Annotated in this window: 11 protein-coding genes; 8 read left to right on the forward strand and 3 right to left on the reverse strand. The window is 47.7% G+C overall.

The annotated features are described in order from the left end of the window. Positions 1 to 21: 21 nt before the first annotated feature. Together EHS89_RS05585 and EHS89_RS05590 are read left to right on the forward strand one after the other, a co-directional pair. A complete protein-coding gene (locus EHS89_RS05585) occupies positions 22 to 240 on the forward strand; it encodes a DUF2835 domain-containing protein (RefSeq protein WP_124925139.1) in 219 nt (72 codons plus the stop codon). A gap of 163 nt (positions 241 to 403) precedes the next feature. Beyond that, positions 404 to 1,429 (forward strand): quinone-dependent dihydroorotate dehydrogenase, encoded by a 1,026-nt coding sequence (locus tag EHS89_RS05590; protein WP_124925140.1) that lies wholly within the window; start codon positions 404 to 406, stop codon positions 1,427 to 1,429. A gap of 85 nt (positions 1,430 to 1,514) precedes the next feature. Here the strand turns inward: EHS89_RS05590 and rmf are convergent, their stop codons facing one another. Continuing rightward, a complete protein-coding gene (gene rmf / locus EHS89_RS05595; RefSeq protein ID WP_124925141.1) occupies positions 1,515 to 1,721 on the reverse strand; it encodes a ribosome modulation factor in 207 nt (68 codons plus the stop codon). Positions 1,722 to 2,223: 502 nt separating this feature from the next. Between rmf and rlmKL the strand changes: the two genes are divergently transcribed. Further along, positions 2,224 to 4,398: a bifunctional 23S rRNA (guanine(2069)-N(7))-methyltransferase RlmK/23S rRNA (guanine(2445)-N(2))-methyltransferase RlmL gene (rlmKL, locus tag EHS89_RS05600; RefSeq protein WP_124925142.1), complete on the forward strand. Its 2,175-nt coding sequence runs from the start codon at positions 2,224 to 2,226 to the stop codon at positions 4,396 to 4,398. A 265-nt stretch (positions 4,399 to 4,663) separates the two neighbouring features. Further along, a complete protein-coding gene (locus EHS89_RS05605; RefSeq protein WP_124925143.1) occupies positions 4,664 to 5,872 on the forward strand; it encodes an ammonium transporter in 1,209 nt (402 codons plus the stop codon). Between the two features lie 45 nt (positions 5,873 to 5,917). Here the strand turns inward: EHS89_RS05605 and EHS89_RS05610 are convergent, their stop codons facing one another. After that, positions 5,918 to 6,337, reverse strand: coding sequence for a hypothetical protein (locus EHS89_RS05610; protein WP_124925144.1), 420 nt, complete (start codon positions 6,335 to 6,337; stop codon positions 5,918 to 5,920). Positions 6,338 to 6,513: 176 nt separating this feature from the next. Beyond that, on the reverse strand, positions 6,514 to 7,794 hold the full coding sequence (gene gltA / locus EHS89_RS05615; RefSeq protein WP_124925145.1) for a citrate synthase: 1,281 nt from the start codon (positions 7,792 to 7,794) through the stop codon (positions 6,514 to 6,516). 436 nt (positions 7,795 to 8,230) lie between these two features. Between gltA and sdhC the strand changes: the two genes are divergently transcribed. Genes sdhC through EHS89_RS05635 form a run of 4 tightly spaced genes read left to right on the forward strand, consistent with a single transcriptional unit; the run spans position 8,231 to position 11,443 of the window. After that, positions 8,231 to 8,608 (forward strand): succinate dehydrogenase, cytochrome b556 subunit, encoded by a 378-nt coding sequence (gene sdhC / locus EHS89_RS05620; protein WP_124925146.1) that lies wholly within the window; start codon positions 8,231 to 8,233, stop codon positions 8,606 to 8,608. After that, positions 8,602 to 8,949, forward strand: a complete 348-nt coding sequence (gene sdhD, locus EHS89_RS05625; protein ID WP_124925147.1) for a succinate dehydrogenase, hydrophobic membrane anchor protein — start codon at positions 8,602 to 8,604, stop codon at positions 8,947 to 8,949. Before sdhC ends, sdhD begins: the two co-directional genes overlap by 7 nt. A gap of 1 nt (position 8,950) precedes the next feature. Further along, positions 8,951 to 10,726, forward strand: coding sequence for a succinate dehydrogenase flavoprotein subunit (sdhA, locus tag EHS89_RS05630; protein WP_124925148.1), 1,776 nt, complete (start codon positions 8,951 to 8,953; stop codon positions 10,724 to 10,726). A 12-nt stretch (positions 10,727 to 10,738) separates the two neighbouring features. Then, entirely contained in the window at positions 10,739 to 11,443 is a 705-nt protein-coding gene (locus EHS89_RS05635) for a succinate dehydrogenase iron-sulfur subunit (protein ID WP_124925149.1), read from the forward strand. Positions 11,444 to 11,613 lie beyond the last annotated feature (170 nt).

An 11,613-nucleotide genomic window follows, 5' to 3' on the forward strand; every position in this document is an offset into this window, starting at 1 on the left:
CGGCCAGTGTTAGGAATTTTAATGCAAAAGGTTATTGTCGATATTAGCCTCACCGCTGAGCAGTATCTGGCTCATTATCAGGGGGCGGTTAAAGATGTGATTACCCTGAGCAGGGATGGTCGTCGGGTCAGATTTCCTTCGTCATTGCTTCAACCCTACTTATTACATAACGGAATTAAGGGGTGTTTTCAGATTAGTTTTACCCAGGATGGCAAGTTTCAAAGCATTGAACGGTTATAAAATGTTCTGTGCTACATGCTCTACGTAATGGAATTAAGGCTTGTTTCCAGGTTAGTTTCATACAAGATTGTAAGTTTCAAAGCATTGAGCGTCTGTATCTTTTTACAGCGCTACGTGCTTTGCATATAATGCCCGCAATATTAAATCTGAATTATGGAATCTCATGCTTTATCAAGCTGCGCGATCGCTGTTGTTTAAACTTGATCCTGAACTGTCCCATGACCTGTCTCTGAACAGTATGAATCTGATGGCATCAGTTGGGCTGAATAAATGCCTGGGAGGAAAAAAACTAAGTCTTCCTACTGAAGTGATGGGGATTCAGTTTCCTAACCCTGTTGGTTTAGCTGCGGGGCTGGATAAAAATGGCATTGCTATCGATGGTATGGCATCACTTGGTTTTGGCTTTGTCGAGGTAGGAACCGTTACGCCTCGTCCGCAGCCTGGTAACCCTAAGCCACGTCTGTTTCGCCTCCCAGAGCAGCATGCAATTATTAACCGCATGGGCTTTAACAATGAGGGCGTAGACAATTTACTGGCCAATATTGAAAAGAGCCGTTTTGATGGTGTGCTGGGTATTAATATTGGCAAAAATTTTGACACCCCGGTTGAGAAAGCCACCGATGATTATCTGATCTGTATGCGTAAAGTGTACAGCAAGGCGTCTTACATCACGGTTAATGTGTCATCGCCAAATACCCCAGGACTGCGTACATTGCAGTTTGGTGACTCGCTAAATGAGCTACTGGATGCGCTGAAAACTGAGCAGGCACGTTTGGCTCAGTTGCATGGTAAGTATGTCCCTGTTGCAGTGAAGATAGCCCCGGATATGTCCGAGGAAGAGTTTGGTCTGGTTGCATCTTCGCTGAAGTCCTATGAGATGGACGGTGTAATAGCCACTAACACTACATTATCCCGTGAGGGAGTTGAGGGTTCTGAGTTTGCCGGTGAAGCAGGTGGACTGAGCGGCGTGCCGGTACGTAATGCATCGACTAAGGCGATCCGTATTCTGGCCCGGGAACTAGACGGCGCGTTACCTATTATCGGTGTTGGTGGAATTACCAACGGCTTTGATGCGGCTGAAAAGATTGAAGCGGGTGCTTCATTGATCCAGGTGTATTCTGGCTTTATCTATCGGGGACCTGAGTTGATATCTGAATCGGTCAAGGCGATTGCCGAGCTGAACAGATAAATTGATTATCTCCAGCATTAAAAAAGGCTTCTTATCAGAAGCCTTTTTTATTGTATCTGCCACGTTAAATAAATAGTGGTCTTAGTTAATGGAGAGATGGGTTAATGTTTATTGCCGAGACACCCGACTGACCGTTCCAGTGTGCTTCACGACCTTCACGCCAGCCACTCATCCAGTGGCTTCTGAGATCATTGGTGTTTACCGGACACTCATCTTTTGATTTGCCGATGAGCCCCGCTTTAAAACCACGGTTGAAAAGTACTGAAGTGCGATCACGTTTTTGTCTCTTCATAAGACAGCCTCTCAAGTTCTTTAATGTTCAGGCAGGTAACCGATTTGACGGGCGATACTGTGAATATTACATACTTCCATGCCGTCTCAGTGACCCGGTTTACTGTGACTCATTAACTCCTATTGGTATTAACAGCTGTTGATGTGTTGTTTGTTACGAACTTCACAGATCTTCACAATGGCGGAATTAAAAAAAGGTTGGTAATTAAAAAAAAATATCAATTTGTAGTATTTAATAAAAAAAACGTAGACGCACCTGCAAAATAGGCCTGACTTCAATAGCTTGCGAGGCTTGGCGAAATTAAAATACTTGTTTGAAAAAAATTCATTTTGAGCGCTATTTTCTTGAATCTGAATCTTAGTCATTGGTCTTAAAAGCGTTTCCCGTTAATATGCGCATCTTCTTTTAGTACTATCCTGTTAGCTGCCACTGAAACTACAGGCTGACTCATTACAGAAAATTAACGGAACTGAGTGACAGTTCCTTGAGGTATTCCCCAAGCATGAAATTTTTTGCTACCTGTCCGAAGGGACTGGAACCTGTGTTGTTTGATGAACTACAGGCACTCAATGTAGAGCAACCAAAACAGACACTGGCTGGTGTGTATTTCGGTGGTGGGCTCGAGGCGGCTTACCGGGTGTGCTTGTGGTCACGGGTGGCAAACAGAGTGCTGTTGGAGTTTCATCGGGGGCCAGGAGAGACTGCAGAACAGCTATATCAGTCGGTACAAGAAGTACGCTGGCTTGATCATATGCGTCCGGCAGGCACGCTGACAATCGACTTTACCGGTCAGTCTGAGGGGATTAACCATAGCCGTTTTGGGGCGCAGAAAGTTAAAGATGCCATCGTTGATCAGATTCGTGATGAAACCGGTCGCCGGCCTTCGGTCGAGCGCTTACGCCCGGATCTGCGCATTAATGTTCACCTGCAGCGTGGCGAAGCCTCCATTGCGATCGACCTGTCGGGTGATAGCTTGCATCGTCGTGGTTATCGCTTGAAAGCAGGTATGGCGCCGATGAAGGAAAACCTGGCGGCGGCATTACTATATCGCTGTGGCTGGCCTGATAAGGCTGCCCGCGAAGAGGCGATACTTGATCCAATGTGTGGTTCAGGCACTCTGTTGATCGAGGCGGTCCTGATGGCGGCGGATATTGCACCGGGTCTGATGCGTAAAGAGTATGGTTTTACTTTCTGGACGCAGCATCAAAAAGCGATTTGGCAGGATCTGATTGATGAAGCAGAGCAACGCCGTGAAGCAGGCTTGCAGCAAGTTAAAAGCCGCTTTGAAGGTTTTGATTCAGATGCAAAAGTTTTAAATACTGCGCGGGATAATGCCCGTCGTGCCGGCGTTGAGTCGTTGATTCACTTTGAGCGTCGTGAATTGTCCCGGCTAAGTCGCCCGACAGGAGAGGAGGCGGGGCTGGTTATTACCAACCCACCATACGGTGAGCGTTTGGGTGATGAGCCAACGCTGTTCTTCTTGTATCAGCATTTAGGTGAGCGTCTTAAAGCGGATTTTGCCGGTTGGCAGGGGGCGGTATTTACCGGTAATCCTGAGCTGTGCAAGATGATGAAGCTGGCATCAGATAAAACCTACAAGCTGTATAACGGTGCTATACCCAGTCAGTTGCAAATCTTTAATATTCGCCAGCGCGCCGTGCCGGAAGTGGTTGAGGTCATCGATGTACAAGACGACTCAGCAGAGCCTGCTGAGCCAACTGTTGTTGAGCTGAGTAATGGTGCTCAGATGCTGGTAAATCGTCTTAACAAGAATCTTAAGCAATTAGGTAAGTGGGCTAAACGTCAGGATATCAGCTGTTATCGGTTGTACGATTCTGATCTGCCGGAGTATGCGGTAGCTATCGATATCTATGGTGACTGGGCCCATGTTCAGGAATATCAGGCGCCCAAGAGTATTGATACTGTAAAGGCCTTTACCCGGTTGCAAGAAGTGGTTGCCGTTTTACCGCAAGTGCTGGGCTTTCCGGCCGAGCAGATTGTGTTGAAACAACGCCGTCGACAGCAAGGTATCAGTCAATACGAGAAGCAGGATCAGACAGCGAACTTTATGGAAGTGCGTGAGGGTGGTTGTCGTATACTGGTGAATCTACAGGATTATCTGGATACCGGACTTTTCCTGGATCACCGTCCGGTATGCTTACAGATTCAGCAGCAGGCTAAAGGAAAGGATTTTCTTAACCTGTTCAGTTATACCTCAACGGTTTCATTACATGCCGCGCAGGGTGGCGCCCGCTCGACTACCAGTGTTGATATGTCGGCAACGTACCTGAATTGGGCGCGTAAAAACTTTGCATTGAATGGCTTTGCTGAAACCCGTAATCACTTTATTCAGGAAGACTGTATTAAGTGGCTGAAGGCGCAGAAAGGTGAAAATTTTGATCTGATATTTATGGATCCCCCGACCTTTTCTAACTCTAAGCGTATGCATGATGTGCTGGACGTTCAGCGTGACCATGTTGAGTTAATCGACCTGGCGATGGGGCTGTTGCGTCCCGGTGGTAAGTTGATCTTCTCTAATAATTATCGCCGCTTTAAGTTAGACCCTCAGTTGAATGAGCGTTATGAGGTGAAGGATATCAGTCGTCAGAGTATCGATCTGGATTTCAAGCGTAATCAGCGAATTCATCAGTGCTTCGAGCTCTGTCGAACTGAGTGATATTTAAAACCGCCAATTGGCGGTTTTTTTATGGGCGTTATCTATGCTGGCTTTTGGTGCAGGTGCAGTTATTGGCACAATACCTGCTTTGTTCTATGCACTTTTACAGAGCATATTGATGAATTATTGTTCCAGCCCCCGGTTTTCTGAGTAGAAAGGCTGGCAGTGAAAATTCACGATAATTAAAAATAAAATATCGCACCAAATAAGTGCTTGTTCAAAGTGGCAGGCATTAAAAGAGTGCGTGGTTATACAGGAGATCACCGTGGAAAGTGTTAATAGTGCCGTAGAGACACTGGTGCAGAGCTCGAATACACTGTTTATTCTAATGGGTGCCATCATGGTATTCGCAATGCATGCCGGGTTTGCCTTTTTAGAGGTGGGTACCGTACGTCATAAGAACCAGGTTAATGCGCTGGTCAAAATTATGACTGACTTTGGTTTCTCGGCAGTTGCCTATTTCTTTGTCGGTTATTGGGTCGCCTATGATGTAACTTTTTTCCAGGATGCTGAAACGCTGGCCCAGGGCAATGGTTATGAGTTAGTTAAGTTTTTCTTTCTGATGACTTTTGCGGCTGCGATTCCAGCCATCGTTTCCGGTGGTATTGCTGAGCGGGCAAAATTCTGGCCGTTTCTGATTGGCTCTGCGCTGCTGGTGGGTTTCGTTTATCCGTTTTTTGAGGGCATTATCTGGAATGGTAACTACGGTGTTCAGGATTGGTTGGCAGCTAGCTTTGGTGCGCCATTCCATGATTTTGCCGGTTCTGTTGTTGTGCACGGTGTTGGTGGCTGGTTAGGCTTGGTTGCAGTGATCTTTCTGGGTATCCGGAAGGGGCGTTATAAGGGCGGTCGTTTAGTTGCGTTCCCGCCGTCAAATATTCCGTTTTTGGCACTGGGTGCCTGGATACTCTGCATAGGTTGGTTTGGTTTCAATGTGATGTCGGCCCAGACTCTGGATGGTATCTCAGGGCTGGTGGCTGTTAACAGCCTGATGGCCATGGTTGGTGGCATTATTGCTTCTTTGCTGATAGGTAAAAATGACCCCGGCTTCATTCATAACGGCCCTCTGGCTGGTTTGGTGGCTATCTGTGCCGGGTCTGATATTGTGCACCCTATTGGTGCGCTGATGATTGGTGCGATTGCTGGTGCGCTATTTGTCTGGATGTTCACGGTAGTGCAGAATCGTTGGAAAATTGATGATGTGCTGGGTGTGTGGCCATTGCACGGTCTTTGTGGCGCCTGGGGTGGCGTGGCAGCGGGTATCTTTGGTTCATCTGCACTGGGCGGTCTGGGTGGCGTAAGTCTGACTACGCAGGTTATAGGCACCCTGATGGGGATTGCGGTTGCTGTGATAGGTGGTGCCGTCGTATATGGTGGTATAAAGGCGGTTATGGGGCTGCGTTTGGATGAAGAGGAAGAGTTTAACGGTGCAGACCTGAGTATCCATAAGATCGAATCAACCTTTACTGATTGAATTGATTAGATCTGTTTGAAGAAAACCGGGCGATGCCCGGTTTTTTTATGTGTGAGGTTGTACTTTGCTGGTCGGTTTTCGATTATCAATTCTTGATTTGAATACCATCAGGCTAACGGCAATTAAAAGACTACCACTGGTGAACCCGATCAGGCTGGGTAGCATCAGGTAGCAACCAAACCCTGCAGCCAGGTAGATAAAAGGTTGTTCTTCGTAGAGCCACTGAGGGTAGTAAGACAGATCGGTCCTGAAGTGTAACTGGGACTGGAATCTTCGGTTTTCCCTGCGGTCTCTGCGTCGGGCGTTGGAGCGTTTTATCCAGAGTATACTGCCTGCGATGTACAGCATTGTGGCGATGGCTAAAGTGATAGCGTTAAGGCTTTCTCTGAATAGAAATAGTAATAATAAGCCAGCGGTGAAATAAAGGTAGGGCAGGCCTTCATAAAGGGGTTTGGGAAACCACATGATTTACCTCCTTGATTTACGTGCTACAAGATCTAGCCTAGACCGAATATTCAGGCATGGAGTAATGTTCAAGTTGAAAATTTTGCAGGTTAACGAGAGGGTAAAGTGAGAAGATGGTTTTTCAGATAATAAAAAAGGCCGCATATAGCGGCCTTTTTAAAGTAGCATGATTACTTTTACTTGGTAGGGTAATCGCGCTTAGTAGGACCTGTGTATAACTGACGTGGACGGCCGATCTTATTTGGGCTGCTGTGGAATTCACTCCAGTGGGAGATCCATCCAATAGTACGTGACAGCGCGAAGATAACGGTGAACATGTTAGTTGGAATACCGATCGCTTTCAGGATGATGCCGGAGTAGAAGTCTACGTTCGGGTACAGCTTACGCTCTACGAAGTACTCATCTTCCAGTGCAATCTCTTCCAGACGTTTGGCGATCTTGAGGAACGGATCGTTCTCAATGCCTAGTTCAGCAAGAACTTCGTCACAGGTCTGCTTCATCACTTTAGCGCGAGGGTCAAAGTTGCGGTATACACGATGACCAAAGCCCATCAGGCGGAAAGAATCTTCAGGATCCTTAGCGCGTTTGATGAATTCTTCGATGTTAGACTCATCGCCGATCTCTTCCAACATGGCTAGAACGGCTTCGTTAGCGCCGCCGTGAGCAGGGCCCCATAGAGCTGCGATACCGGATGCGATACACGCAAACGGGTTAGCGCCAGAAGAGCCAGCCAGACGTACGGTAGAGGTCGAGGCGTTCTGCTCGTGGTCGGCATGCAGCAGGAAGATCTTATCCATAGCCTTAGCCAGAATAGGATTAGTTACATAATCCTGGCACGGGTTGCCGAACATCATCTGCAGGAAGTTGTCTGCGTATTCCAGGTCGTTACGTGGATACTGGAATGGCTGACCAATGCTGTACTTGTAGCACATTGCGGCAATAGTCGGCATCTTAGCGATCAGACGGTACGCGCAAACTTCACGGTGATGTGCATCATCGATGTCCAGAGAATCGTGGTAGAACGCGGACAGTGCACCAACAACAGCGACCATAATGGCCATTGGGTGGGCATCACGACGGAAGCCATTGAAGAAGTGGTTCATCTGCTCGTGAACCATCGTATGGTTCTTAACAGTATTTACGAACGTTTGTTTCTGTTCCGGAGTCGGTAGTTCGCCATTTAGTAGTAAGAAGCAAACTTCCAGGTAATCGGAATTTTCAGCCAGTTGCTCAATCGGATAGCCGCCGTGCAGAAGAACACCTTTGCCACCATCAATGTAAGTGATAGCTGATTCGCAGGCTGCGGTTGAAACGAAGCCGGGATCGTAGGTGAACAGGCCTTTGCCAGTCAGGGCGCGAACGTCAACAACATCAGGACCAGTAGTGCCAGAATAAACCGGCAGTTCAAAGACCTCGTCGATGCCATCGACTGTTAAGCGTGCTTTCTTGTCAGCCATTAGAGGCTCCTATCATTTCTATTTATCTGAATGACTTTATTAATTATTAAAGTAATTATCAGTCACAATCTAAGAGTCTTAGCTCGAAATAGGACCCGAACACTATAGAAGGTTAGGAGCGTTTGTCAATTCAAACGGAGTTGATTTTTTTGCAATGCAGCATGGTTTTTGAGCTTTATCAAGAAAGCCAAATTAGCTGAATAATCATTTAGTTGTATGTGTTGTTCGCAGTTGCAATAAACACTAGACAATAGGCGTAGAACAGGTATGGATTAATTGTAATGTGTTAATTTGCTGGTATACTCTCGCTCCAGCTCACATCCTTCATTCGGGATGGGCTGTGGGCGCTGGACCGAGGTGCTTATCTTTGTCTTTGAACACTACCGTTAACAACTTAGCTCTGCAACCGGGCTTAAAAAAAGTGTGAACAAGAGCCGTGAACAAGAAAAGACCCGTAAATTTAGATCTACGAACTATTAAACAGCCTTTGCCGGCTATCACTTCCATTCTGCATCGTGCGACAGGATTAGCGTTGTTCTTTGGCGCATTCTTCATGCTGTATGTGCTTGGGATGTCTCTGGAATCAGAGCAGGGCTTTAATGCTGCTGCTCAGATGTTGACAGAGAGCTTCTTTGCGAAGTTGATTGCCTGGGGATTGGTTTCAGCGTTGCTGTATCACTTCTTTGCCGGAATCAAACATCTGGTAATGGATTTTGGTCATTGTGAAGAACTGGAAAGCGGTCAGAAAGCTGCCAAGGCTACCCTGGTGATTTCTGCTATTTCAGTACTGCTGGCAGGAGTATGGATATGGTAACTTCAATTACAAGTTTTGGCCGTAGCGGACTGTATGACTGGATGATCCAGCGTGTTACAGCTGTTGCGCTGGCAGCCTACACCATCTTTCTGATGGGTTATATGCTGTTCACTCCAGAGCTGGATTATCAGCAGTGGAAAGAACTGTTCGAATGTACTGCGATGCGTATCTTTACGCTACTGGCACTGTTATCTCTGGCGGCACACGCCTGGATCGGTATGTGGTCTATCTCTACTGACTACATTAAGCCAACCGGCATTCGTTTCTTGTTTCAATCTGCTTGTGGTCTCCTGACGTTTATCTACGTCGTATGGGGTATTCAGATTCTGTGGGGAGTTTAAGATGAGCAGCAAGCTACGTACGCTGACGTTTGACGGTATTGTAATTGGTGGAGGCGGCGCCGGTATGCGCGCAGCTCTGCAATTGGCCCAGGGTGGTCTTAATACCGCATGTATCACAAAAGTATTTCCAACTCGTTCGCATACTGTATCTGCTCAGGGTGGTATTACCTGTGCGATCGCCAGTAACGATCCGAACGATGATTGGCGTTGGCACATGTACGATACCGTTAAAGGTTCCGATTATATCGGTGACCAGGACGCTATCGAATACATGTGTTCTGTAGGTCCGCAGGCTGTATATGAGCTGGACCACATGGGAATGCCATTTTCCCGTACCGAAGAAGGTCGTATCTATCAGCGTCCTTTTGGCGGTCAGTCTAAAAACTTTGGTGAGGGCGGTCAGGCTGCCCGTACCTGTGCTGCAGCCGACCGTACTGGTCACGCGCTGTTGCACACACTGTACCAGGCGAATATGAAGGCAGGTACTACCTTCCTGAATGAATGGTACGCTGTTGATCTGGTAAAGAACTCAGAAGGCGCTGTTGTTGGTGTTATCGCTATCTGTATCGAAACCGGTGAAACTGTTTATGTAAAAGCTAAGGCAACTGTTCTGGCGACCGGCGGTGCGGGTCGTATCTATCAGTCTACTACTAATGCTCTGATCAATACCGGTGACGGTATGGGTATGTCTCTGCGTGCAGGCGTACCGGCTCAGGACATGGAAATGTGGCAGTTCCACCCAACCGGTATTGCGGGTGCGGGTGTTCTGGTAACTGAGGGTTGTCGTGGTGAAGGTGGCTATCTGGTAAACAAAGATGGCGAACGTTTCATGGAGCGCTACGCGCCTAACGCGAAAGACCTTGCGGGTCGTGACGTTGTGGCCCGTTCTATGGTTCTGGAGATCCTGGCGGGTCGTGGTTGCGGTGAAGATGGCGATCACGTGTTCCTGAAACTGGATCACCTGGGTGAGGATGTTCTTTTGTCTCGTCTGCCGGGTATCTGTGAGCTGTCTAAGACATTTGCTCATGCCGATCCGGTTAAAGAGCCAGTACCTGTTGTACCGACTTGTCATTACCAGATGGGTGGTGTTGCCACTAATATCGGTGGTCAGGCGATTGGTGCTGATGAAAATGGCAACGATACGATCATTGATGGTCTGTTTGCCTGTGGTGAAGTGGCTTGTGTATCTGTGCACGGTGCTAACCGTCTGGGCGGTAACTCGCTGCTTGACCTGGTTGTATTTGGTCGTGCTGCTGGTATCCAGATTGAGAAGCAGATGGCTGAAGGCTACGAAGCTGGCAATGCAACCGATGCGGACCTTGAGCGTGCAATGGCGCGTTTGAATCGTCTGAACACATCGACCGGCGGTGAAAGTATTGCTGAAGTGCGTGCTGAGCTGCAGAAAACTATGCAGCTGTACTTCGGTGTATTCCGTGAAGGCGAAAGCATGGAGAAAGGTCTTGGGATGCTCAAGGAAATCCGCAGCAAAGTGGAAAACCTGCATCTGGAAGATAAGTCTCAGGCTTTCAATACTGCACGTATCGAAGCGCTGGAGCTGGAAAACCTGATGGAAGTTGCTGAAGCAACGGCTATTGCGGCTGTTACCCGTACGGAAAGTCGTGGAGCTCACGCCCGTAACGACTACACCGAGCGTGATGACGAAAACTGGTTGTGCCATTCACTGTTCCACCCGACGACAAAAGAGATCACTAAGCGTGATGTCAACTTTGCGCCGAAGACAGTTGAAGCCTTCCCGCCGAAAATTCGAACTTACTAAGGGGTTGTTACGATGCTAGTTAGTGTATATCGCTATAATCCTGAGACCGATGATGCGCCATACATGCAGGATATCCATATTGATATCCCGGGTGGTAAAGACATCATGGTGCTGGATCTGCTTCAGTTACTGAAAGATAAAGATTCGACTCTGGGTTACCGTCGTTCATGTCGTGAGGGTGTTTGTGGCTCTGATGGTATGAATATGAATGGTAAGAATGGTCTGGCTTGTATTACACCGCTGTCTGAAGTGGTTGAAAGTGACAAGCTGGTTCTGCGTCCGCTGCCTGGTCTGCCGGTTATCCGCGACCTGGTTGTTGATATGACTCAGTTCTACACCCAGTACGAAAAGATCAAGCCTTACCTGATCAATGAGACTCCGGCGCCTGCGATCGAGCGTTTGCAGTCACCTGTAGAGCGTGAAGAGCTGGATGGCCTGTACGAGTGTATTCTTTGTGCATGTTGTTCGACTGCTTGTCCGTCTTTCTGGTGGAATCCGGATAAGTTTATCGGTCCTTCTGGTTTGTTGCAGGCTTACCGCTTCCTGGCGGATAGTCGGGATACAGCAACCTCGGAGCGTTTGGCTGACCTTGATGATCCGTTCAGCGTATTCCGCTGCCACGGTATCATGAACTGTGTCAGTGTTTGCCCTAAGGGTCTTAACCCTACTAAGGCAATCGGAAAGATCCGTAACATGTTGCTCTCGCAAGCAACCTAAGTTACAGAAAGGCGGCTCCTCAGGGACCCGCCTTTTTTTATGGCTTGTCTGAACCTCGGTTTGTACTAGTCAAAAGGCTTATATCTCATTGCGCAGAATCTTTTTAGAATTCTATCTGCATTGATATATGAACTGCGTAGGAAAAGGCGTAGAATCACGTCGCGTATATC

This window comes from Amphritea balenae, assembly GCF_003858655.1.
In the GTDB taxonomy this organism is placed as follows: Bacteria; Pseudomonadota; Gammaproteobacteria; order Pseudomonadales; family Balneatricaceae; genus Amphritea; species Amphritea balenae.

Excerpts from the sequence above, each read along its gene's own strand:
- EHS89_RS05585 (WP_124925139.1), top strand. The coding sequence starts at position 22 with ATGCAAAAGGTTATTGTCGATATTAGCCTCACCGCTGAGCAGTATCTG.
- EHS89_RS05590 (WP_124925140.1), top strand. The coding sequence starts at position 404 with ATGCTTTATCAAGCTGCGCGATCGCTGTTGTTTAAACTTGATCCTGAA.
- rmf (WP_124925141.1), bottom strand. The coding sequence starts at position 1,721 with ATGAAGAGACAAAAACGTGATCGCACTTCAGTACTTTTCAACCGTGGT.
- rlmKL (WP_124925142.1), top strand. The coding sequence starts at position 2,224 with ATGAAATTTTTTGCTACCTGTCCGAAGGGACTGGAACCTGTGTTGTTT.
- EHS89_RS05610 (WP_124925144.1), bottom strand. The coding sequence starts at position 6,337 with ATGTGGTTTCCCAAACCCCTTTATGAAGGCCTGCCCTACCTTTATTTC.
- gltA (WP_124925145.1), bottom strand. The coding sequence starts at position 7,794 with ATGGCTGACAAGAAAGCACGCTTAACAGTCGATGGCATCGACGAGGTC.
- sdhD (WP_124925147.1), top strand. The coding sequence starts at position 8,602 with ATGGTAACTTCAATTACAAGTTTTGGCCGTAGCGGACTGTATGACTGG.
- sdhA (WP_124925148.1), top strand. The coding sequence starts at position 8,951 with ATGAGCAGCAAGCTACGTACGCTGACGTTTGACGGTATTGTAATTGGT.
- EHS89_RS05635 (WP_124925149.1), top strand. The coding sequence starts at position 10,739 with ATGCTAGTTAGTGTATATCGCTATAATCCTGAGACCGATGATGCGCCA.